Source organism: Clostridium ragsdalei P11 (assembly GCF_001675165.1).
Lineage (GTDB): Bacteria > Bacillota > Clostridia > Clostridiales > Clostridiaceae > Clostridium_B > Clostridium_B ragsdalei.
The window spans coordinates 44,155-68,150 of sequence record NZ_LROS01000007.1; the positions used below are offsets into that span (position 1 = coordinate 44,155).

Consider the following 23,996-nt stretch of genomic DNA (forward strand, 5'->3'; position numbering starts at 1 on the left):
ATGATAGAGCAGCAGTATTATACTAGGGAAAAAAGAGGAATATTTAGCAGTACTCCAGGTTATGATACTATTGCAAAAAGCAGCGAACTTGAGGATGAATTCATAAAAGACACTATTCACAGTTTATGCTTTTATGCTGCTCCTGCATTTTTAGCCGGAGAAAAAGATTTAAGTAAATATCCTAAGGCACTTTTTTATGCAAATGCTGGAGATGGAGAAATTATAATAGGACAGTCAGCTTTTGCAGGGAAGGACTATACCTTAAAAAGGAATAGGTATTTTACTCACTGCTATATAATACCTGAGAACGAAAGAAAGTTATACATAGAAAATCCTGAAAAAATAATATACGCCTCAGGATTTGTAGAAAATTATGATATGGATAAGGGAACTTCCATAGAAAGTTTGAGAGAAGTGAAAGTTGATAGAACTTATGATGTTTTTAACTCTATAGAAGACTTGTTTTTAGTTGCTTCCATAGATAAAAATATATTTATAAATATGGTAAAAGCTTGTTTTGATGCAGCTGCTTTTAATAAAAAGATATATATTGTGGTTTCTTATAATAAAAATATGGATAAAGTTATAAAAGGAATACTAAAATATTTGTATAGGGCACTTCCTTTTGCAGTAAGGAGAAAGGTTGGTTTTACAACTTATGTGAAGCAGCCTGAAATAAAGGAGTTTATAAATATTGAATTTCTCCTTGAAGGAAGTATAAAAAGGATTACTCAAGATGTAAAAGCAGGATATGTTTTTGATATGGCAGATAATAATTTCTATCTTGAAGGAATTGATGAAAGACATCATATTTTTATAGACTTTGTTATGAATAATATAGAAAATGAACGGGTTTTAAATGAATTTTTTATTCAGGCAGATAATGATTGTTCTAGAGAAAAATTTACGATTGATATGTATGATAATATTTTGTGCCCATCTTCTCAAAATGAAGAAGTTAAAGAAAGTCCTATATGTATGAAGGAAAATAAACAAGTTGAACATAAACATAATCTAGTGTATTTTTTAAAGAAGTTATTTTCAAATAAAGATTAGAGGTGACAAGTAGATGGCTAAATGTAGAGAATGTGGTACAGAGCTTAATGAAAATGATAAGTTTTGTGTATACTGCGGTGCAAAACAGGAAAAGGGACATGAAAGAGAAGAGGATAAAAATGATGATACAAAGTACTATGATAAAGAAAATAGTGACTATAAAAAGGAAGATAAAAAACATGAGGATAGTTTAAAGGACAGCTATAGTTTTGATTTTGGCTCATCTCATGAAGCAAAAAAGACAGATAGAAAAGATAAAGATGAATTTACCAGGGAGTTAGATGATACTCCACTTAAGGATAAGCGGCCGTTAAATTTGAAAATGATAGGTATAACTATCTTAACTATAATTGTATTTGTTGTTGCCTTTAAGATGATATCCTCACTTATAAATAAAGGTTCTAGCAAAAATGTTTCAAATGTGGAATCCAAGCAAAACGTTTCTTCTGATTTAAATAACAATGATGAAAATGATACAAATAATAATTCAGGAGAATACGTGATACCTTACAGCAATACAAGGGCACTTACTAGTAATGACCTGAAAGGTATGAGTAAAAAGCAGCTGGCACTTGCTAGAAATGAAATATTTGCAAGGCATGGCTATACATTTCCTACAGAACCATATAAGAGTTATTTTGCAAGTAAGTCCTGGTATAAGCCTAATTCTAAGTATACCAATGATGGCAAGGAACTTTCTGCTCTTGAGAGACATAATGTAAAGGTCATATTAACAGCAGAAGGTCGTGGGAAATATGTATCACCTGGATATGATGCAGATTATTATAAAAAATAGGCTGGTTATTTCCTTGAAAATGCTTGGGGTATAAAAAGTAGAATTTGATATAAAATAGGAGAAATGATATACTTATTTTATAATTTAATATTAAATTTTAGGTACTTGATTTTTAAGTTTAAAAGGGAAATAAGTGAAGAGCTTATGCGGTCCCGCCACTGTAATGAGGAGTATATTTATGAATTTGCCACTTGGGAACAGGGAAGGCGTAAATATACAATGAATCAGAGCCAGGAGACCTGCCTAAAATTTACGGATAGCTTACGTGGATAGGCTTTAGAGTAAATTAATTTACTTAAAAACTGTTATCTATGGGTAATAGTTTTTTTAGTTTATCCGATGACTACCTGCTCTAATACACCCACTTTTCCAAGTGGGAGTAAAAGAGCAGCTACGTCTCTGGATAACGATTTCTAAGCATCAGGTGGAGTTAAAACTCCATCTGATACTAAGAACTCTGTTTATTTAATTAATTGGAGGGAGTAACTAATGTTTAAGAGTAGCAAAAAATTTGTTTTACTAATTATGATTACGATTACGGTGTTTTTAGCAGGATGCGGAGCATCTAATACAAGCAATTCTAATATAGACAGCAGCAAAAGTGAATCTGTTAAAAATACCACTTATCCTTTAAAATTAAAAGATTCAACTAATACGGAAATTACAATTCAAAGTGAGCCTAAAAAGGTGATATCTTTATCGCCTAATGTTACAGAAACAATTTATGCATTAAACAAACAAAATCTTTTGGTAGGTAGAACTGACTTTTGCACTTATCCTACAGAAGCTTCTAAAATACCATCTGTGGGTACTATAACTGACCCAAGTCTTGAAAAAATTGTTCAGCTTAAACCGGATGTGGTAATAGCTACTAATTTAACTAAACCGGATATTTTAAAAAAGCTGCAGCAGCTTAATATAAAGGTTTTAACTATTTCAAAAAATGAAAGCTTTGAGAATACTTATAACAATATAGAAAATGTAGGAAAAGTATTGAATGCTAATAAAAAGGCATATAGTATAGTTTCAAATATGAAAGAAAAGGTTAAAGTTGTACAGGAAAAGGTAAAAGGAAAGAGCACCCCTACAGTATATTATGTAGTAAGCTATGGTACAAGTGGTGATTTTACTGCGGGAAAAGACACTTTTATAGGCAAGATGATTGAAATGTCAGGAGGCAAAAATGCTGCTTCTGATGTTACAGGTTGGAATTACAGCCTTGAAAAGCTTGTTGAAAAAAATCCTGATATACTTATATGTTCCAATAAATTTAATAGCAAAAATGGAATTAAGTCTACAAAGGGCTATAAAGATTTAGATGCTGTAAAGAAAAATAAACTTTTTGAAATGGATGAAGATATTATAAGCAGACAGGGACCTAGACTTGCAGATGGATTAGAATCCCTGGCAAAGATAATTCATCCTGAAGCATTTTAAGTATATATAAGAGAGGAATGTGCTTATGAAATTTTCCCGGAAAAAGCATTTTAAGTTGTTTTTTTGCATTTGCATAGTAATATTATTTTTTTCGGCAGTAATATCAGCTATGCTTGGTTCTGCAGACATATCCTTCAAGGAAACACTATATGTGATACTAAGTAAAATACCTATTGTGGGAAATTTAGTTTCTACAGCAAGTATGTCACAAAATCACATGCTCATAATATTACAGATACGTTTACCAAGAATAGTAACTTCAGCATTAGTTGGAATGGGATTATCAGTAGTAGGTGCATCCTTTCAGGCAATATTTAAAAATCCAATGGCAGATCCTTACGTACTTGGAGTATCTTCAGGGGCTGCTCTTGGAGCTGCAATTGGATTTATGCTGCAGCTGGATACTTTGCTTCTAGGGTCTACAGCCATTACTATGATGGCTTTTGTAGGGTCTATTGCAACTACTGTTTTGGTTTATAACATAGCCAGGGTAAAAAACAAGATACCACCAACTACACTGCTTCTGGCAGGTGTTTCTGTGAGCTTCCTTTTATCTTCAATAATATCTATAATAATGGTATTCAACAGACAGCAGGTTGAAAAAATTGTTTTTTGGACAATGGGAAGTGTTTCTGCAGCAACCTATAATCAAATATTGATGCTAATACCTTTCATATTCCTGGGTATAATTATAATACTTTTATTTTCAAGAGATTTAAATATAATGCTTACAGGGGATGATACTGCTAAAAGTTTGGGCATAGAAGTTGAAAATGTAAAAAAAATAGTACTTGCTGTTTCTTCAATAATTGTTGCAGCCTGTGTGTCTATAAGTGGTGTAATAGGATTTGTAGGACTGATAATTCCTCATGCAGTGCGTATGGTATTTGGACCTGACCATAGGGTGCTCTTGCCTTTCTCATTGATAATTGGAGCTGTGTTTATGATTATTTGCGATACGGTGGCAAGAACTATAGCTGCTCCTTCTGAAATACCTGTGGGCGCTGTAACTGCTTTATTTGGGTCTCCATATTTTATTTATCTTTTAATAAAATCTAAAAAGAGAGTGATATAATGAATAATTCAAATTTGTGTGCAGTTGAAGTTAAAAATTTAAATTACAGTTTTGATGAAGTTGATATACTTCATGATATAAACATAGATTTTAAAAAAAATAAATTTTATTCGATTATAGGGCCTAATGGTTCCGGTAAAACTACTTTACTCAAAAATATTGCTAAAACTTTAAAGCCTTATAAGAGCACGGTTTTTATAAAAGATAAGGATATACTTGATTTAAAAAATAAGGCACTGGCAAGAAAACTTGCGGTAGTTCCCCAAAACAGTGATTTGAATATGGATTTTTCCGTACAAGATATAGTTTTGATGGGAAGAGCTCCTTATTTTTCGAAACTTCAAAGTGAATCAGAAAATGACTATGTGATTGCCAAACATGCTATGGAAATGACTAATACTTGGAAATTCCATGACAAGTATATAAATCAGCTTAGCGGTGGAGAAAAGCAGAGAGTTTTAATAGCAAGGGCGCTTACACAAGATACAGATATTATACTGCTGGATGAACCCATATCTAATCTTGACATATACCATCAGATTGAAATTTTGGATAATGTTAAATCACTCAGCAAAAAGATAACAGTTATAATGGTACTTCATGATTTAAATTTTGCAGCCCAGTATAGTGACCATGTAATACTTGTAAATAGCGGAAGAGTTGTGATGCAAGGTGCTCCTCGGGAAGTACTCACAGAAAAAAACATAAAAAAGGTGTATAAAATAAATGTATGCATAATAAAAAATCCAGTTACTGGGAAGCCCTATATAATACCCATAGGACAGGAAAGGGACTATCCCAATAAGCAAAATGGAAATTTAAATGATTAGTTCATAGATACCTAAAATTATAATACTAATGCCAGACACAAAAGGAGCATATTTCCCGAAAAATTTAGACAAACAGCTGCTGCCTATAACACATCCTGCAACTAGGCCTGTTGTACTGAGAATGAAGGTAAATATAGTTGCAAGTAATATATTGATACCGGTTATACTTGCGCCTATACCTACTCCAACATTATTTATTGTGAGGGCGAAGGCTAGAAATATAGATTCTTTAACATCTATATAGCCTGAATTATCAGCGTCAACTATTTCTGGATTGTCCAAAAGATTTTTATAGGGTAAAAGATTATTTTCAGCATTACACAGTTTTTCGTTTTCATTACAGTGCTCTTTTATAACAGCGTCAATTATAAACCATATGCCCATTACTATCAAAAAACCGCTGCCAATGATATTGGCTATATTTTCAGACATAAACTTAATTAGAAATTTACCTAGAACCATAGATAGAAATGTTCCTGCAGTAGCAATTAGGGCTATTAGAATAGTACTTAATGGACTAATTTTCATTTTTTTAATACCATAGGATATTCCTACAGTGAAACTGTCTATATTTGCGGATAAGGCAAATAAAAATGAAGGCAATAAGTGCATTATGTTCCTCCTATAGTATGGTTACTCCTATAGTATATTCATAACAAAATACAATGCTACCACTATTTATCTGATGACTACCTGCTCTAATACTCCCAATAAGTAAGATTCATTGATTTTTCCCTTGAAAATTATGTATTTATAAAGATCATATGGAATAAGTGGTGTAATATGCATTGTGCACCTATTGTTGATTTTGAGGAGATAATATGGTAATATACTGGTATATTAAAAGTCAATAGAAATTTGCAAAAAATAGAAAATTTTTTTTGCTTATCTGAAAGGAGAGAAAAAATTGATTAAAAATTTAAAAAATCTTTTAATGTTTGCATCAATTGTTGTAATGTATCAGCTAAATCCGTGTAATATTGTACTAGCGAGTGATATTTCTAATACAACTCAATCCCAAACTCAAGTAGTATCGACTAAAGACAATTCAAAATCTCAAACATTGCAAGACACATCTAAAATTTTAGCATCACAAGAGGAATCTAAATACATATCAGAAAGTAATTCTAGTTCTCCAGTAAGTGAAAGCAGCGGTAATCTTTTGCCAGCAAATGCGGATAATGTGGACAACGTTCCTGTGGATAAAAGCTGGATAATTCACTTTAACCAACCTATAGATTTGTCTTCAGCCAAAGAAAATGTAAAAATTATAAACAAAAAAACTAATGCAGAAGTGCCTATAAATATATCTTTAAGCAATTACGATAGTTATATGACTGTATCTACAGTTTCAGATTATGATCCTGAAAGTTATTATATATTGAAAATTGATAATAACTTAATGGGTAGATATAATAAAGTTTTAAAAACTGCTCTTACCATGAATTTTAAAACTGGGGCAAAAATAGAGAATATAGATAATATCAGTGTGTCAATAAATCAAGGTGATAGTTATAAGCTGCCTGATGAGGTAACTGCAGTTATGTCTGATGGAGGAAAAGTGCAGGTAGGAGTTGAATGGAATAAAAAGGTAAATACCTTAGCTTCACCGGGAAATTATGTTTATGAAGGACAAGTAAAAGGATATAGTAAAGAGGTTGATTTGTCCTTAACTATAAACCCTTCCACTAAAAATGTGGATAGTATAGCTTCTACTTCTATGTGGATATGGGAACTTCAAAATCAAGTAGATGCCTACGGAGGCATAGATAATTTAATAGCAAAATTGAAGTCAATGGGAATAGACAATGTATGTATTAAGTACAACGAAGGATCGAGACCTTCAGGTGGAGGCACCAATTTTAGAGATGATTTTTTGAAGTATGTTGGATATTTCAAAGAGGCAGGATTTAAAGTAGGAACATGGGGTTACAATCATTTTGATGATGTTCAAGGTGAGGGCAATTTAATTATAGAAGCGTTAAATAACAGTGATTACTACGTATTTGATGCAGAAGATGCTGTAGAAAATAAAACCGAGCAGACAGAGGAAATATGTGAGCTTATAAGAAGCCAGTGTCCTAATGCAATAATTGGATATACGTCTTTTCCAATAGCCAGCTATCACCAGAATATAGCTTATTCAGTTTTTAACAAATACTGTGATTTTTCAGCACCTCAGTGTTATTGGGGAGAAATGCAGTGGTCTGTAAATAGATGTTTGGATCAAATGGCTGCAGATTATAAAGCTTACGGATTGGACAAGCCATTGTATCCTATAATACAAACTTACAGCATAAATTATGAAGATTATACTGCGTATAGTAAATATGGTTATAAAGCTACAGGTCTTTGGTCCCTGGATGATATTGGACAAACTTTTGTTCAATATATAAATGATATGGGAAGCAAATTTAATAATTAATAATTAAAAATGAATAGTGAATAGTGAATGAAGATTTTTTTCGCAGAGCAGCGAAAAATCTTAAATTTAAAGCTCATTGAAGCAAAGCTTCAATGGTGTTATAGTTTAGATTTTCTGAAGTGCTAACGGAAGAAAATCATCCATAACTATTAATTATTAACTCTTAATTTTTAATTATGTTTTTATCAATTAACAGTAAAATATCCGGAGTATAATTTGATTTTTCGTTTAGAAACTCTATGAAGCCAGGAAGTGAAATTATGCTTTCTGGTTTTATTTTGGTAAAAATATAGAAAATTAAAAAAATAAGAATTATAATATAATTAGGTTAATTAAAACTAAGAAGGTGAAAATATGCTTGTTACTTGCGATAAATTATTGAAGGAGTATGATAATAAAAAAGCAAAAAAGATAGCCAAGAGAGTTAAATTTGTAGGAATATTTAACAAGGATGTCTATAATATAACAGCTCCCTTTTTAAGCAATGGTAGAACAGTAATAGCTGGTAGAGTTGAATCAAAGAGAAGCAACGATTCCATGGTTCTTTTTTTTGAAAAATATGAAGATGCGTGGTGTCATATAATAGAATCACCTATTATGAATTTGGAAGATCCATTTTTTACAAAAATAGGTAATGAAATGGTAGTAGGTGGAGTTGAAGTGTTTAATGATATAAATGATCCTAATAATCTTATATGGAGAACTATGATATATAAAGGTAAGGACATTTTTCATCTTAAGCTTTTTTTTGTAGGACCTGAAGGAATGAAAGATTTACGCATAACTGAGCTAAAAGATGGTACCATAGGTGTATTAACTCGCCCTCAAGGAGCTAAAGGTGGAAGAGGAAAGATAGGCTTTGCAAAGATTAAAAGATTAAATGATTTGAGTATGGGAGTTATTGAAGACGCCCCTATTTTAAATGACTTTTTTAATGATGATGAATGGGGGGGAATCAATAGCATATATCCTATTGATCAAAATAATATAGGACTTTTAGGGCATATAGCAAAAGTAGACGAGAAGGGAATGAAGCACTATTATTCCATGACTTTTGTACTTGATATAAATTCTATGGCATATAAAGATGTACAGATAATTGCAAGTAGAAATGATTTTTTGCCAGGACCTAGTAAAAATGAAACACTTTATGATGTAGTATTTAGTGGAGGACTCACATTTAAAGGCAAGAAGGCCATTTTATATGCAGGAATAAGTGACATTGAAGCACAAACACTCGAAATAGATAATCCATTTTATGATTATATGAATAAAAATCCGGAATTATACTTCGATAATTTATAGGAGGAAAAATGGATATAAGAAGATATAAAGGTAATCCAATTATAACCTGCAGTGAGGTAACTCCCTCCAGTAAAGATTTTCAGGTTGTAGGGGTATTTAATCCAGGAGCAGCAGAGTGTAATGGAGAAGTGGTTTTAGCTTTGAGAATAGCTGAAAGAGTTAAGCAGGAAATGGAAGGTTATATGAGAATCCCCCTTTTAGATCAGAATAATAAAATTAAATTGCTGACAATAAATAAAAAAGATGAAAACTATGATTTTAGTGATTCAAGAGTTATAAAAAAAGTAGGTAGCAATGTTGATTTTGACTATCTTACTTCTATGTCACATATAAGAATTGCAAGAAGCTGCGATGGTGTAAATTTTGAAATAGACGAGGTTCCTTTTATTTTCCCGGAAAACAAATATGAAAGTTTTGGAGTTGAAGATCCAAGAATAACTAAAATAGACGATAATTATTATATGACTTATAGCGCAGTATCCAAGTATGGTATTGTAGTGGAGTTAGCTGTAACTAATGATTTTAAAAGTTATAAAAAATTAGGTAATATTTTTAATACTGAAAATAAAGACGCAGTGATTTTTCCAGAAAAAATAGGTGAAAAGTATTTTGCATTAAATAGGCCGGTATCAAAGAGTACCGGCAATCCTGTAATATGGATATCTGAATCGGATAACTTGATCAACTGGGGAAATCACAAAATAGTGGCATGCACTAGAGAAAACTCCTGGGATTCTGCAAAAATAGGAGCAGGGGTACCGCCTATAAAAACAGATGAAGGATGGCTTGAATTATACCATGGGGTAGATGATATGGAACATTATTCTATGGGAGCACTTTTACTTGATACAAATTGCCCAGAAAAAGTTGTCGGACGAAGTAAAGATCCCATTCTTAAGCCTCAAGAAAATTATGAAAAATCGGGTTTCTTTTCAGATGTTATTTTCCCTTGTGGTGTTGTTTTGCGTGGAGATGAATTATATATATATTATGGAATATGTGATAATTCTATTGGACTTGCGGTGGTAAAAATAAAGGACATTTTGAATACACTAGATTAGAAATATTTTTACAGAAGAGAAACTTATCCGGGGGAAAGTTATGATTCATAGAATTTCTAAAAAAAGCTTAAAATTAGTTTACAATGTTTTTATAGGAATACTGTCTTTAAGTATTATAATTATACTTATATTTGAAGATGCAGGAAATCTTACAGCTAGAGATCTGGATACAGCTCACAAAATAGATAATATAATATGGATGATTTTTGTAGTCGACTATTTTACACGACTTATAATTTCAGACAATAAAAAGACTTTCATAAAGAAAAATATTATAGACTTAATTGCCATAATACCATTTAATATGATATTTCAAAGTTTAAGGATAGTTGAAAGTACAAAACTATTTAAAACTTTAAAATTAATAAATTTTTTAAGATCTTTACGGGCTCTGGCATTCTTCTTTAAGTTTCAAAAATGTTTAAATGAATTTATAAAAACTAATAAATTTAATTATATACTTCAACTCACTATAGTCACTATACTTATGGGAGGAGTGGGAATGCATTTTGCAGAAGGCAGGACACTGGGAGACTCAATTTGGCTGAGTTTTGTAACTACAACTACAGTGGGATACGGTGATATTTCTCCTTCCACTACAGCAGGAAGGATAATAGCGTCCATTTTAATGCTTACAGGTATAGGATTTATAGGAACGCTTACAAGTACCATTTCTGCATATTTTATAGATAGAAAGGCTAAAAAAGTACGTAAAAATTTTAAATACAAGGTTTTGGATACCATTAAGGAAGAGTTAGATGACTTTGATAGTTTGTCTAATGAAGATGTAAACAACATCTGCAAAACATTGATAGGCTTGAAAAATAAATAGGGGGAATACTGTCCCCCTATTTTTAATCTACTATAGTACCTGGATTTAAAATCCCATTAGGATCAAATGCTTTCTTAATGCCTTCCATAATTTGAATTTCTCTTTTGGTAAATTGAAGAGGCATATATTCTTTTCTGGTTTTTCCAGTTCCATGTTCTGCAGTTATTGTTCCACCATATTTCAATGCAATTTTGTACATTTCCTGTTTAAACTCTTCATAGTAAGAAGGCAATTTACCATTGTCACTTAGTATGAAATTATGAATATTCCCATCGCCTATATGGCCAACTGCTGGGATTTCAGTATGGTATTTTTCAGATAAAGCCGATATATCATCAAAGAAATCAGGCACTGCGGATGGTGGAACTGCCATGTCAAGTCCGTCAGCTACATGGTCTTTAAAAGGAGTATAGGCATTGCTCCTTATAGCTAAAATTTCCTTCTGATCCTTTGAAGTTTCAGCTATAATGCTGTCTACTGCATTATGTTCTTCACATATTCCTACAATTTGTTCACTAGTATCATAAAGTTCATCTTCAGTTTTAGCGTCTAGCATGAGCATTAAATCCACAGAGCCTTTGGTTGCAGGCCATTTAGTTCCAAGGTGTTCTGCAGCTTTTTCTGAAATAGGTCTGTCCATGTATTCAATAGCTAAAGGTGTAATTCCTTCTTGAAGTATTTTAGGAACGCAGTCACAGGCATCTCTTCGTGAATCAAAGGAAACTATGAGTGTACCTGTGTATTTATTTCTTGCATATAATTTTAAAGTTACTTTTGTGATCACACCAAGAGTTCCTTCGCTGCCAATCATCATTTGAAGCAAATCATAACCCATGTTGTTTTTTATTAGTTTTCCACCTAAAGTGACTATTTCTCCTGTAGGAAGAACTACTTCTAAAGCTTTAACATGATTTCTCATAATTCCATGTTTTACAGCCTTTGTACCGCCTGCATTTACGGCTACCATTCCTCCAATTTGTGCTCCCTCATCACCGGGATGTATTGGGAAGAATAATTTATCCTGTTTATTTAATTCTTCAAGTAAATTTGCTAAAGTTACGCCAGATTCCACTGTAATCATTAGATTCTTTTTATCAAATTCCACGATCTTATTTAATCTCTCCAGAGATAAGATTATACTTGGTTTTATGGGAACTGCCGCACCACATACACCTGTACCACCGCCCCTAGCAATTACAGGTATCATGATTTCATTTGCATATGTTAGTATTTTGGATATTTCTTCTGGTGAACCGGGTTTAACTACTACACAATCTTTTGAGGATTCAACACGAATTAAAGCTTCTGTTTCATCCTGTAAGTAACTTTGCATCTGTGATAGGTCATTTGTAACCCAGTCTGCACCGGTAATCTTTTTTAGATTTTCAATTATTTCTGAATTCAAAAATATTGCCCCCTTTTTAATAATTTACAATTATATTACTTTAGTTACATAATCACTAGCTTTTATATTAAAGTAGTCACATATGTCGTATATTTCTTTAAGAGTAGTCTCATTTACTGGAATTCCATTTTCCATTTTATCCTTATAGGATTCTACTTCTTTCTCACCATGAGTATATATTCTTGTGGCGCCTTTTGCTTTTTTTGAATTTCTAAGTTCATTTAGGTAACTGGAAAAGTTCTCTTCAATGGATTGTTTATCCCCAAATATACCATAATCCACTGCAAAGAAATAATGACATGTTCCAGATCCATTTTCTCTATCTAAGCTAACTTTATTTGCAGTAAATCCTCCAGACAAAATTGCTGTAAACATTTCAACTGCAAGTGCAAATCCATAACCTTTATGTCCTCCAGTTGATTCTTTTGATCCTCCAAGAGGAAGCAGGCCTCCTCCAGAATTTTTTCGTACATTAAGAAGTACATCTAGGGGATCTGTAGTATCTTCACCGTCACTATTTAAAGCGAGACCAAGTGGAAGAGGTTCATGCCTTTTGTTATAAACTTCAATTTTTCCTCTGGTAACTACGCTAGTAGCCATATCCATTAAAAATGGGTAGGGTTTAGCTGGAAAAGATATGGCAATAGGATTTGTACCAAGCATAGCATCTTTTCCAAAGGTTGGTACCATTACAGCTGGAGAATTGGTCATTGAAATTCCAAGAAGTCCTTCCTCCTCAGCCATTTTGGCATAGTAGCCTGCAATACCATAGTGATTTGAATTTCTAACTACTACCATACCCATTCCTGAAGTTTTAGCTTTTTTAATTGCCAGATTCATGGCTTTTTTACCAATTAGTTGTCCCATACCTCCCATGCCATCTATTGTTGCAGATACAGGTGTTTCCTTTACTATTTTCATTTTAGAATTGATATTTATAAGGCCACTTTTTATTTCACTGTAGTATTTGACTAGCCTTTGGATACCATGTGATTCAATTCCATATAGATCTGATAAAAGCAAAACGCTAGTTATGGTTTTACTATCTTCCTGGTTGAATCCAAATTTCTCAAAAACCAAATTACACAACTTTTTTATATCTTCATACTTAACCTTGGTGTATGACATATTATTCCTCCATTCAGCAAATTTACTTTATGCATTTGAAAGAAAATAACAAGTCAAAGATGCGACGGTTATTTCTTTGAAAATGCTTTATATATAATAGTTTTATTATAGCAAATTATACCTCATTTAAGTGTAAAATAGAAGGTGCTTGTTACCTAAATTTGAGGTATAATAATTGCATTAAGACAAAGAAGGTGACAAGTATTAAAAAGATAATTTTGATTATTTTATGTATTCTTTGGATGGGATTTATATTTTATAACTCATCAAATAATGGCAATATATCTAACGAAAGAAGTTATAATATATTGGACAATTTAAGAAAAGAGTACAGACAAATCAAGGAAAACAAAATTGTAAGTAAAAATGTAAATAGCAATGTTCAAATTAAAACTCAAAAAGATCAAGTTAAAAGTGTATATATGAATCCTACAGAAAATAGAGAAGAAAAGCTGAATTTAATTATAAGGAAAAATGCCCATGCATTCGAATACTTTATACTTGCTATTTTAGTTAGTGGAGTGTTATTTGAATTTAATGTAAAAGGTGCAAAAGCTTTAATATACATAATGTTTGTATGTCTTTTTTATGCTGTTACAGATGAATTTCATCAAATGTTTGTGCCTGGCAGAAGTTCCCTTGTAAGTGACGTACTCATAGATTTTTTGGGAAGCTTAATTGGAATTTTTATTTTCTACTTGAGTTATTATTTGGTTCATAAAATAAAATTAAGACAAAAAGGAAGCCTAATTTTATTTAAGTAGATATTTTTTTGATTTTTCAAGGAAAATGTTATAGGTTTTTTCGTCGAAATTGCACATTACAACTTTATTTAAACTCGTATCTTTATTTTTTAAAAACTTTATAGTGGTTTCAAGAAGTATTTCTGCACACTTATCTTTTGGAAAGCCGAATATACCAGAACTTATGGCTGGCATGGATATAGAATGTAAATTATAGCACTCTGCCAGATTGAGCACACTTGTTACAGCTTTTTTAAGCTTATCATTTTCATTGCCCTCACCCATTATGGGACCTACAGTGTGTATAACAAATTTGGCAGGTAGCTTATGTCCATATGTTATGACTGCCTTTCCAACGGGAACACTTCCAATTATTGATATAAGTTTATTACTATCATTTTGTATTTCAAATCCACCAGCAGAGACTATGGCTAGAGCTGCGCCGCCTCCATGTTGTAATCTGCTGTTTGCAGGATTTACAATGGCATCACTGTGTTCTTTTGTTAGATCTCCTTTTTTGATTTCAATTGCGCTATTACCTATTTTAATCATATACTAATCCCCTTTCAGAAATTTTTTAAGTAGTACTATGAAATTGTATAGTTTTGTTTATATAATTATATATCTTATAGCTGGAATAATCATTATATGATTTGGTATAAGTTGATTTTTTGCTTAGAAACCTTAGTATAAATGAAGTTGAAGATTTTCTGGATATTGGAGGAAATGCTTACTTAATTTATTTTGAAGTTTTAGACTAAAGTTCTTTATTTTAAACAACATTAAGCTTATAATAAAAATGTTAAAAAGTTATTTTACAGTGCCTACATAAGAGGAGGATGGAAATGAAAAAAATTATTTTAGTTTGTTTAGTAGTTATGGGAGTGTTTTTAGGTGGCTGTAGTTATAATAAAAATTCAGCTCCTACAAAGACAATTACAAATTCTAATGAACAGAATGATAAGGGTTCGTTTATAATGGGAGGAAAGATTACAACAAATGAAGATACTCAAATAACTTCAAACATTTCGGCAAGGGTTTCAGAAGTATCTGTAGACATAGGGACAAAAGTAACAGATGGACAAGTTGTTATAAAATTGGATACCCAAGATCTTCAGAATCAAGTTGATCAAGCACAGAATGCATTAAATGCTGCAAATTCAAGTTTAACTAGTGCACAAAGTAGTGCGTATAATAGTACAAGCCTAACAGGTAGTTCTGCATCATCCAATATAAGTACTTATCAAAGTCAGGTAAATCAGGCACAGTCTGCATTAAAAGCTGCTCAAAATTCGCTTAATAATGCTACTATTACATCACCTATTTCAGGAACAGTTAGTGCTAAAAATGTAAATGTTGGAGATATGGCTTATCCAGGTAAACCGCTTATCTCAATAGTTAATTCTGATAAATTATATGTAAATGCATATGCGCCATCTTACATTTTAAATAAGATTACCGTTGGTCAAAATGTAATTATTAGGGTACCTGACCTTCCAGATCAGGATTTTCAAGGAAAAGTAACTGTCATAAATTCTAAGGTAGAGCCGCAAAGTTCAGATGTTCTAGTAAAGGTTACTATAAATGGTAAAAATCCATCTTTGAAACCAGGTATGTTTGCGGAAATAGGATTAGAGTAGTGAAAAGGGGGGATACAGCATGGTTAATAAAATAGTTAGTATGATTAAGAAATATAAAATAGCAGCTATTGGAATATTAGTAGGAATTGCAGTAATATTGTGCGGTATAATATCTTATTTTTGGTATGAGAATACTTATTATATTTCAACAAATGATGCAGTAGTGGGTGCAGATTCAGTTAATGTAAATACTCAAATTCAAGGTAAATTACTAGAGTTTGATATAAATGAGGGCGATGAAGTTAATAAAGATGAGATATTGGCCAGACAAGAAGTTACAAATACCCCGGATTCAAGTATAGATTCATCTTTAGTGAGAGCTCCTATAAGTGGTATAGTTGTTAAAAAGCAGAGTACTCAGGGAGAATTTAAATTAGCTGGTCAAACTATAGCTACTGTAGCAGATGAAGATAATGTTTATGTAACTGCAAATATAGATGAAAAAGAAATTCAAAATATAAAAGTTGGTCAAGCTGTTACCATTAAGTTGGATGAATTTAATGGCAAAAAGTTTAATGGAAAAGTAAAATCCATTGGATTAGTATCACAAAATGGTTTAAATCAATCTTCTAAAGATAAAAATGGTAAGTTTGAAAAAGTAAACCAAAAAGTACCCGTTAAAATTCAGTTCAATAAGACTAAGGGATTAGTTTTAGGAACTAATGCAAGTGTCAAGATCCGTGTAAAATAGAAAACAATTTATGGAATTCTAAACGAAAATAAACTTATGCTCCGAATATTTTTACAACCACAAGTACGATTAAATATTTTGATAAGTCTAAGCAGAAAATTTGCAAAAACGTAAGGACTTTTGAAAACTCGTTCCTCAGACAATTCAAAAGTCCTAAGTTTTTTCATAAATTTTATGCTAAGACTTATATACAAAATATTTAAATGTACTTGCTTATTGTAAAATATTTCTACGCATAAGTTTATTTTTTAGTTAGAAATTCTATAATACATAATTCACAATTAAGGATGATTTTCTGCTGTCACAGAAAATCTAAAAGTTAGTAATTTAACTATTTATCTATCATAATCATGTTAAATTGGGTATTATAGCTGCAATTAAAACCTGCTCTAATTAAAGCATCTAAGCTCACATTTTTACTAGGAGAAAGATCTTTGGAATTAAAACTATAAGTTTGCTTATCTATAGTCAATTTCATTGATGATGAATCATATTTTCCACCTAAGTACATGGCTATATAACTTGGATTTACATAAGCTTTACCTTTTATGATTTCAGATTGATTACTTCCAAATGCAATTGGTGTTCCATATACAACTAATCTTGGATCAGCACCTATGGCTGCTAGTTCTTTATTATTCATATCTACATTGTATGCAGTTGGGAGAACTACTTTTGTGCTGTTTTGAGGATGATCTTTATCTATTACAAAAGAATCTACTAAGCTACCATCTTGTTTATAAGCATTTATCGCAAGTACATTTCCTTTCACATCGGCTACTTCATAGCAAGGCATATCTTGTGGATCAAAGAAGAATGCATCCCAAACTTTAGATGATAAATCTGGATAATATTTAGCTCCACTTCTACCAGTTACATAATATACTGTTCCATTAGAATAATCGGTATAATATTTTCCATTATTAATAGGAAAAGTTCTCGACATTGCATGATCATGTCCATTTATAACTACATCTACATGATGTTTTTCTAATACAGGTGATATTATATTTTTTAAAGTTACATTTGCTCTTGAAGCTTTATTGTAGTATGGAGTCTTATGAAATGAAACTATTGTCCAAGGCTTTTTATTTGAAGTCAAGTCTGAATCAAGCCATGTGGCCTGCTTTTTTAAAAATTCATCATTATTTGGAGATTCTTCATCTTCCTGGCTGTCTAACATAACGAAATGAACATTTCCATAATCGTAAGAATACACTTGTCCTTTGAAACCATCAGGTCCGTTCATAGGAACTTTAAATTGATTTGTAAAATATTTAGGTTTAGTTGAATCCCAGCCAACTGCATTGTAGGTTTCGTGATTGCCTTGAACTGGCATTTCAGGTAAATTGTCAATAACGCCTTTAGCAGCATCAAACCAGTTATTCCAGTGTCTATAATCTTGGCCCTTTTCAACTAAATCACCAACATTTATCATGAAATCTGCATCTTTATTTTTAGAATAAGCGTTTTGAACTGTCTTGTTCCAGGGAGCATAATTTGGAACATCAGCATTTCCACTTTGAGAATCCCCAAAAACAATGAATTTAACATCGTCCTCTTTGCTTGACTCTGTTTTAAATGTATTTTCAGTGCTCCAATTTTGGCCATCTCCTACTTTGTAACTATACTTAGTTCCTGGAGTAAGATTTTCTAAAGTAGCTGAAAATAGATTCATATATCCAGTATTTATATCAGTGCTTGATGTGGAAAAATTTTGTTTAGCAGCATTGAAGGTTTTTATTTCTCCAGTAGTCAAGTTTTTATATTGAACTAATCCTTTAGTTACATTTGTACTAGTTCTCCAGGTGATTGTCTGTGTAGTTTTAGGGCCCTTAGTCCAGGTTAAAGTAATGTGATCAGGTTTTACAGTAGAATTTAAATTAGTATTAATAGTTGTACTATCGTAAGCCGCATGAACTGGGTATATTGGAGCTATTGTTGATGTAGCAGCAATAAGTGCAGCTATTATCATTGATAAGTATTTTTTATTCATAATATTCCCCCCTTAACTTAATTTTCCATTTGACAATCTTATTATATATTTTCAAAATTAAATTGATATTATATAAAGTTAACTGTATGTTAATTTATATTATGCTATAATAAATGTTAATTATAATTTTTGTAATATTAAAGGAGAGTATGATAAATGGAACATAAGGGAGTTTTAAGGAATGTAGGCGGGTATATATTTTATGTTATATTAGCAGTTGTATTTGCATTGACATTTAGAACATATGTTTTTGCAAGAACAACTGTGATAGGACCTTCTATGCAGCCTACATTTCACGATAAGGATTCTGTGTTCTTGGAAAAAGTGAGCACTGAAACCGGTCATATAAGTAGAGGAGAAATTGTTACTTTTTATTCTAAAGACGAAAATAATGATGATTACATAAAAAGAGTTATAGGAATAGCTGGAGATAAAGTTGAAATAAAAGATGGAAAGGTATATTTAAATGGACAACTTCTTTCAGAAGATTATCTTCCTAAAGGAACTATTACTGAACCCAATTCTCTTATTACACAATATGTAATCCCTAAAGGATATGTTTTTGTACTTGGAGACAATAGGGGAAATAGTACTGACAGCAGAATACTTGGACCAATAAATTTGAAAGATATAAGAGGGCATGTTGTTTTGAGAGTATACCCTTTTAATAATATTAAGGCATTTTAAAAAATATGCGTAAATTGAAATGCAAATTGGTAAACATATAACTTAACTTTTGCAGTTTAGGAATAATGCGAAGCAACATTTTTAATTAATAGTTAAGAATGAAGAATTAATAGTTAATGTGGATTTTTTTCTGTTACACTGCAAAAAATCTTTGATTAAATTTTTGATAGCTCGTTTCGCTAAAGCGAAACATATTTGTATAAATTAAAAGATTTTTTGCGATAGCTAAAAAGCATCCTTTACTATTAATTTTTCATTATTAATTCTTAACTTATGAAGGTTGAGTATATAAAAGTTAAATTGTTTGTGGGGAGTAAAAAATGAACATTAGAGAAAAATATTTAAAAGATGCTAAAAAAGTTGTAGTTAAGGTAGGTACTTCTACTCTTATAACCGAAGATGGATCTTTGGATTTATATAGAATAGAGGAAATAGTAAGGCAAATTTGTTATTTGCAAAATCAAGGTAAAAGTGTAGTTTTAGTAACCTCTGGGGCTATTGGTGTTGGCTTTTTGAAATTAGGACTTAAAACAAAGCCAAAAGACATATGTGAAAAGCAAGCTGCTGCGGCTATTGGGCAGGGAATACTTTTGAATACATATGAAAAGATATTTTCAGAACATGGTAAAATAGTTGCTCAGATTTTACTTACAAAAAATGATTTGGATATTGTGGACAATTATACTAATGCCCAAAATACCTTCACAGCACTTTTAAAACGTGGAGTAATACCCATAGTTAATGAAAATGATGCAGTTGCAGTAGAGGAAATAAAATTTGGTGATAACGATACTCTTTCAGCTTTGATTGCAAAGACCATTCATGCAGATATCCTCATCTTGCTCTCAGATATTGATGGGCTTTATAGTTCTGATCCCCAATCGAATAAAGATGCTAAACTAATAAGCTGTGTCCCTAAAATAACTAAGGAAATTGAAGATTGCAGTAAGGGGTCTCACAGTAGTGTTGGAACAGGTGGTATGTATACTAAAATTAGGGCTGCAAAAATAGCAGTGTCATCGGGAATATCTATGATAATAGCAAATGGATCCCAAGATGCTGTCATAGAAGATATAGTTTCGAATAAAGAAGTTGGAACTTTATTTGAAGCAGAAAAATAAAAGGAGGCTTACAAAGGTGGATATAAATAGTTATATTGTAGAAAAAGCTAAAACTGCAAGTAGGGCTGCAAGAACATTATCTAATATGGGTCCTGATTTAAAAAATAAAGCTTTAAATGATATGGCAGAGGCACTTCAAAACAACAAAGAACTTATTTTACAAGCTAATAAGGTAGATCTCGATAATGCTAAAAAATCAGGTAAAGGTAAAGCTTTTATCGACAGGCTTGAATTAAACCAAAAAAGGATAGATTCTATGGCAGGTGGACTTATTAAAGTTGCCTCACTTCCAGATCCTATTGGTGAAGTGTCTAAAATGTGGAAAAGGCCGAATGGACTACGTATTGGAAAAGTGAGAGTACCTCTTGGAACAATAGGAATAATATATGAAGCTAGGCCAAATGTAACTGTGGATGCTGCTGCACTTTGTCTTAAAAGTGGAAATTCAGTCATTTTAAGAGGAGGAAAAGAAGCAATAAACTCTAATGTAGCTATATACAATACAATAAATAAAGCTGCTGTTAGTGCCGGACTTCCAGAAGGGGCTATTGAATTTATAGATATAACTGAAAGAGAAGCAGTGGAAACTTTGATGAAACTTAACGAATATGTAGATGTGCTCATACCAAGAGGGGGCAGGGGACTTATCAATTCTGTAGTAAAGAATTCAACAGTACCTGTAATTCAAACCGGTATAGGAAACTGTCATGTTTATGTGGATGAAAGTGCAGATTTAAATATGGCAGAAAATATAGTGGTAAATGCAAAAACTCAAAGACCAGCAGTTTGCAATGCTATGGAGACATTGCTTGTACACAAAAACGCTGCTGAAAAGTTCTTGCCTCATTTGGGAGAAACTTTAAAAAGGTTGGGAGTTGAAATAAGAGGATGCAGTGAAACGAAAAAATTGATTCCCTATGCAAAATTGGCAACGGAAGAAGATTATGATACAGAATTTCTAGATTTAATATTGGCAGTAAAAGTAGTGAATTCGCTGGATGAAGCAATGGATCATATTTATAAATATGGAACAAAACATTCTGAATCTATAATAACGAATGATTACAATGCATCTCAAAGATTTTTAAATGAAGTTGATGCTGCGGCAGTTTATGTAAATGCCTCTACTAGATTTACTGATGGTGAGCAGTTTGGATTTGGTGCTGAAATAGGTATAAGTACCCAGAAGCTTCATGCAAGAGGGCCTATGGGATTAAATGAACTTACTACTTCAAAGTATGTAGTCTATGGAGAAGGACAGATACGAAAATAGGGATTTTAATTAAATTAAAACTAAACTTCTGAGAATTTTGTACTCAGAAGTTTAATTTTTCATGTAAATTCTTAAATGGAGAGTATTCCATAATTATGGTATAATATAGAAAATAATTTTTTTAATTTTGAGAGGTGTATAAAATGGCAGGTATAAAATATGAAATAAAAGAGAATAAAGGAGTATTATCAGAATCCCCTAAAGGATGGAAGAAAGAATTAAATTTAGTCAGCTGGAATGATAGAACGGCTAAATACGATATAAGAGATTGGTCACAAGAACATGATAAAATGGGAAAAGGAGTTACCCTAACTGTAGAGGAACTGAGGGAGTTAAAAAACATATTAAATAATATGGATTTGTCTTAGAGGTATGATTTTATGAAATGTAAATTTTTATGGTGTATTTTCATAGTCTTATCTATATTTACAGTCACTGCATGCAGCAGCAAAAATAATATGGTAAAAAGTAGTTTAAATAGTTACATAGATGCATGGACAAAAGGCAATTATGATTTAATGTACAGTAAAATGGATAAAGAGAGTAAATCTACGATTGCTAAAAAAGATTTTGTGAGTCGTTACAACAATATTTATAGTGGAATAGAAGCAAAGAATATAAATGTAAAGATTGACAGCTGCAGTGACATAAAATATGAAGATGGAATTGCAAAAGTGCCAATAAAGATAAGTATGGATACTGCAGCAGGCAAATTAGATTTTTCAAACAGTATAAGTTTAAAAAAGGAGAAGGACAATGACAAAACAGATTGGAAAGTAGAGTGGAGTCCTTCTAATATATTTCCAGATTTAAAAGAAGGAGATAAAATAAGAATAAATACTGTACAGGGAAAAAGGGGTACAATTTATGATAGAAATGGCAATCCTATAGCGGAGGATGGGCAGGCAGCACAAATTGGGATTGTACCTGAAGCTTTAGAACAAAATGATGAAAAATCTAAGGAGAATATAGCTACTCTCTTAAACATTTCAAAAGAAGATATAAATAAGAAGCTCTCTGCATCTTATGTAAAAAAGGATATGTTTGTACCTATAAAGGTAATACAGGAAGATGACAGTAGTCTAGCTGTACTTCAAAGAATTTCTGGAGTAAAAGTACAATATATAAAGGAGAGAGTGTATCCACTGAAAAATGCAGCTGCACATTTAACAGGATATGTACATAAAGTTACTGCAGAAGATTTAAAAATAAATAAAGATTATGGACCTGATGATGTAATAGGCAAATCAGGATTAGAACAAATATATGAAAGTACTTTAAGATCTCAAAATGGATATGAAATTTATATTGTAGATAAAAACAATAAGAAAAAAAAGACTCTTATAAAGAGAAAAGTACATAATGGAAAAGACATAAAACTTACTATAGATTCTAAGATCCAAAGTTTACTATATAATAAATTGCAGCAAGATGCTGGCATGGGTGTTAGTATAAATCCTAAAACGGGGGAGGTTCTATCCCTTGTAAGTACGCCCTCTTTTGATCCTAATGATTTTGTAATGGGTATGTCAAGTGATACTTGGAAGGCTTTAAACGAAGATAAAAGAAGACCTTTATACAATAGATTTCAGAGCAATGTAGTTCCTGGATCTATTTTCAAGCCTATTACAGCAGCAATAGGTTTAAAGAGTGGTAAATTAAATTCACAAGTGTCTAAAAATATTTCTGGACTTAAATGGCAAAAAGACAGCAGTTGGGGAAAGTATTATGTTACACGAGTTGAGGATTATGGTGAGCCGAGCAATCTTTTGAATGCTCTTGTTTATTCGGATAATATATATTTTGCAAAAGCTGCATTGGATATTGGAAAAGATACTATGGAAACAGAACTTAAAAATTGGGGGTTAGGCGAGAAAATGCCTTTTGAGTATGGCCTCTCTAAATCACAATTAGCCTCAAAAGGATATATAAAAACAGAGGTGCAGCTGGCAGACAGCGGATATGGCCAAGGAGAAATCTTATTAAACCCAGTTCACTTAATGGCAATGTATGATTCTTTTGTGAATGAAGGAAATATTATAAAACCATACCTTATATATAAAGATAATGCCAAGGCACAGATATGGAAAAAAGCTGTATATCCTAAAGAAGATGCAAATATTATTTTAAATGACATGGAACAGGTAGTTTCAAACCCTAAAGGGACGGGTCATGAAGCATGTATACCTGGAATGACTTTGGCAGGAAAGACAGGTACTGCAGAGATAAAGGCTTCACAGGAGGACACTAGTGGAACAGAAGTTGGATGGTTTGCTGTAGTTAACGTGGATAATCCAAAACTTTTAGTAATAGCTATGGTGGAAAATGCTAAAGAAAAGGGAGGAAGCCATTATGTGGTTCCTATAGTAAAAAGTATTTTTGAACAAGTAAGATAGGGTTATATCTTGTTTGATGGTTACCTACTATAACACTTGCATGAACTTTGTGAAAGCTACTAAATAGGATTCGCTGATAAGTTTAATTGCAATGTGGAA

At 31.9% G+C, this 23,996-nt stretch carries 22 protein-coding genes and 1 riboswitch; of the genes, 17 read left to right on the forward strand and 5 right to left on the reverse strand.

What is annotated here, in order from left to right; genetic code table 11:
* The 5 genes from CLRAG_RS03445 (at position 1) to CLRAG_RS03465 (ending at position 5,194) form a co-directional block, all read left to right on the forward strand.
* The gene (locus CLRAG_RS03445; protein ID WP_065077095.1) at positions 1 to 1,056 is read left to right on the forward strand and encodes a GAP1-N2 domain-containing protein; all 1,056 of its coding nucleotides are present in this window, start codon (positions 1 to 3) and stop codon (positions 1,054 to 1,056) included.
* A 13-nt stretch (positions 1,057 to 1,069) separates the two neighbouring features.
* Positions 1,070 to 1,852 carry a YARHG domain-containing protein gene (locus CLRAG_RS03450; protein ID WP_065077096.1) on the forward strand — a complete coding sequence of 261 codons (783 nt, stop codon included), beginning with the start codon at positions 1,070 to 1,072 and terminating at the stop codon, positions 1,850 to 1,852.
* Positions 1,853 to 1,934: 82 nt separating this feature from the next.
* Positions 1,935 to 2,113, forward strand: a riboswitch (cobalamin riboswitch).
* 228 nt (positions 2,114 to 2,341) lie between these two features.
* Entirely contained in the window at positions 2,342 to 3,289 is a 948-nt protein-coding gene (locus CLRAG_RS03455) for an ABC transporter substrate-binding protein (RefSeq protein WP_065077097.1), read from the forward strand.
* A gap of 25 nt (positions 3,290 to 3,314) precedes the next feature.
* Complete coding sequence (locus tag CLRAG_RS03460; RefSeq protein WP_065077098.1) at positions 3,315 to 4,364, forward strand: FecCD family ABC transporter permease; 1,050 nt, start codon at positions 3,315 to 3,317, stop codon at positions 4,362 to 4,364.
* Positions 4,364 to 5,194 carry a heme ABC transporter ATP-binding protein gene (locus CLRAG_RS03465; protein ID WP_065077099.1) on the forward strand — a complete coding sequence of 277 codons (831 nt, stop codon included), beginning with the start codon at positions 4,364 to 4,366 and terminating at the stop codon, positions 5,192 to 5,194. Before CLRAG_RS03460 ends, CLRAG_RS03465 begins: the two co-directional genes overlap by 1 nt.
* Here the strand turns inward: CLRAG_RS03465 and ytaF are convergent.
* Positions 5,183 to 5,806, reverse strand: a complete 624-nt coding sequence (gene ytaF / locus CLRAG_RS03470) for a sporulation membrane protein YtaF (protein ID WP_065077100.1) — start codon at positions 5,804 to 5,806, stop codon at positions 5,183 to 5,185. The two genes, CLRAG_RS03465 and ytaF, sit on opposite strands and share 12 nt — an antisense overlap.
* A gap of 295 nt (positions 5,807 to 6,101) precedes the next feature.
* On the opposite strand from ytaF, the gene CLRAG_RS03475 reads away from it, so the two are divergent.
* From CLRAG_RS03475 to CLRAG_RS03490, 4 genes are all read left to right on the forward strand, one after another.
* Positions 6,102 to 7,619, forward strand: coding sequence for an Ig-like domain-containing protein (locus tag CLRAG_RS03475; RefSeq protein ID WP_065077101.1), 1,518 nt, complete (start codon positions 6,102 to 6,104; stop codon positions 7,617 to 7,619).
* A gap of 354 nt (positions 7,620 to 7,973) precedes the next feature.
* A complete protein-coding gene (locus CLRAG_RS03480) occupies positions 7,974 to 8,924 on the forward strand; it encodes an MTP-1 family protein (RefSeq protein ID WP_065077102.1) in 951 nt (316 codons plus the stop codon).
* Positions 8,925 to 8,932: 8 nt separating this feature from the next.
* On the forward strand, positions 8,933 to 9,985 hold the full coding sequence (locus CLRAG_RS03485; RefSeq protein WP_065077103.1) for a glycoside hydrolase family 130 protein: 1,053 nt from the start codon (positions 8,933 to 8,935) through the stop codon (positions 9,983 to 9,985).
* 40 nt (positions 9,986 to 10,025) lie between these two features.
* Positions 10,026 to 10,817 carry a potassium channel family protein gene (locus tag CLRAG_RS03490; RefSeq protein WP_065077104.1) on the forward strand — a complete coding sequence of 264 codons (792 nt, stop codon included), beginning with the start codon at positions 10,026 to 10,028 and terminating at the stop codon, positions 10,815 to 10,817.
* Between the two features lie 22 nt (positions 10,818 to 10,839).
* On the opposite strand, the gene CLRAG_RS03495 is transcribed toward CLRAG_RS03490, so the two are convergent.
* The gene (locus CLRAG_RS03495) at positions 10,840 to 12,222 is read right to left on the reverse strand and encodes an FAD-binding oxidoreductase (RefSeq protein ID WP_065077105.1); all 1,383 of its coding nucleotides are present in this window, start codon (positions 12,220 to 12,222) and stop codon (positions 10,840 to 10,842) included.
* A 30-nt stretch (positions 12,223 to 12,252) separates the two neighbouring features.
* Positions 12,253 to 13,350, reverse strand: coding sequence for an Ldh family oxidoreductase (locus CLRAG_RS03500; RefSeq protein WP_065077106.1), 1,098 nt, complete (start codon positions 13,348 to 13,350; stop codon positions 12,253 to 12,255).
* A 203-nt stretch (positions 13,351 to 13,553) separates the two neighbouring features.
* Between CLRAG_RS03500 and CLRAG_RS03505 the strand changes: the two genes are divergently transcribed.
* Positions 13,554 to 14,114 carry a VanZ family protein gene (locus CLRAG_RS03505; RefSeq protein WP_065077139.1) on the forward strand — a complete coding sequence of 187 codons (561 nt, stop codon included), beginning with the start codon at positions 13,554 to 13,556 and terminating at the stop codon, positions 14,112 to 14,114.
* Here CLRAG_RS03505 and CLRAG_RS03510 read toward each other — a convergent pair.
* The gene (locus CLRAG_RS03510; RefSeq protein WP_065077107.1) at positions 14,103 to 14,645 is read right to left on the reverse strand and encodes a macro domain-containing protein; all 543 of its coding nucleotides are present in this window, start codon (positions 14,643 to 14,645) and stop codon (positions 14,103 to 14,105) included. The genes CLRAG_RS03505 and CLRAG_RS03510 overlap by 12 nt on opposite strands.
* 293 nt (positions 14,646 to 14,938) lie before the next feature.
* Between CLRAG_RS03510 and CLRAG_RS03515 the strand changes: the two genes are divergently transcribed.
* On the forward strand, positions 14,939 to 15,733 hold the full coding sequence (locus CLRAG_RS03515; protein WP_065077108.1) for an efflux RND transporter periplasmic adaptor subunit: 795 nt from the start codon (positions 14,939 to 14,941) through the stop codon (positions 15,731 to 15,733).
* 19 nt (positions 15,734 to 15,752) lie between these two features.
* Positions 15,753 to 16,424, forward strand: coding sequence for an HlyD family secretion protein (locus CLRAG_RS03520; RefSeq protein WP_242872084.1), 672 nt, complete (start codon positions 15,753 to 15,755; stop codon positions 16,422 to 16,424).
* 331 nt (positions 16,425 to 16,755) lie between these two features.
* Here CLRAG_RS03520 and CLRAG_RS03525 read toward each other — a convergent pair whose 3' ends face one another.
* Positions 16,756 to 18,420: a purple acid phosphatase family protein gene (locus tag CLRAG_RS03525; RefSeq protein WP_065077109.1), complete on the reverse strand. Its 1,665-nt coding sequence runs from the start codon at positions 18,418 to 18,420 to the stop codon at positions 16,756 to 16,758.
* Positions 18,421 to 18,576: 156 nt separating this feature from the next.
* Between CLRAG_RS03525 and lepB the strand changes: the two genes are divergently transcribed.
* The 5 genes from lepB to CLRAG_RS03550 all read left to right on the forward strand — a co-directional run bounded on the left by lepB (position 18,577) and on the right by CLRAG_RS03550 (position 23,897).
* On the forward strand, positions 18,577 to 19,107 hold the full coding sequence (gene lepB, locus CLRAG_RS03530; RefSeq protein WP_065077110.1) for a signal peptidase I: 531 nt from the start codon (positions 18,577 to 18,579) through the stop codon (positions 19,105 to 19,107).
* Positions 19,108 to 19,427: 320 nt separating this feature from the next.
* Complete coding sequence (gene proB, locus CLRAG_RS03535) at positions 19,428 to 20,228, forward strand: glutamate 5-kinase (RefSeq protein ID WP_065077111.1); 801 nt, start codon at positions 19,428 to 19,430, stop codon at positions 20,226 to 20,228.
* 16 nt (positions 20,229 to 20,244) lie between these two features.
* The gene (locus tag CLRAG_RS03540; protein WP_065077112.1) at positions 20,245 to 21,501 is read left to right on the forward strand and encodes a glutamate-5-semialdehyde dehydrogenase; all 1,257 of its coding nucleotides are present in this window, start codon (positions 20,245 to 20,247) and stop codon (positions 21,499 to 21,501) included.
* A 143-nt stretch (positions 21,502 to 21,644) separates the two neighbouring features.
* On the forward strand, positions 21,645 to 21,869 hold the full coding sequence (locus tag CLRAG_RS03545) for a YdbC family protein (RefSeq protein ID WP_063555361.1): 225 nt from the start codon (positions 21,645 to 21,647) through the stop codon (positions 21,867 to 21,869).
* A gap of 12 nt (positions 21,870 to 21,881) precedes the next feature.
* Positions 21,882 to 23,897, forward strand: coding sequence for a penicillin-binding transpeptidase domain-containing protein (locus CLRAG_RS03550; protein WP_065077113.1), 2,016 nt, complete (start codon positions 21,882 to 21,884; stop codon positions 23,895 to 23,897).
* The last annotated feature ends 99 nt before the right edge of the window (positions 23,898 to 23,996 follow it).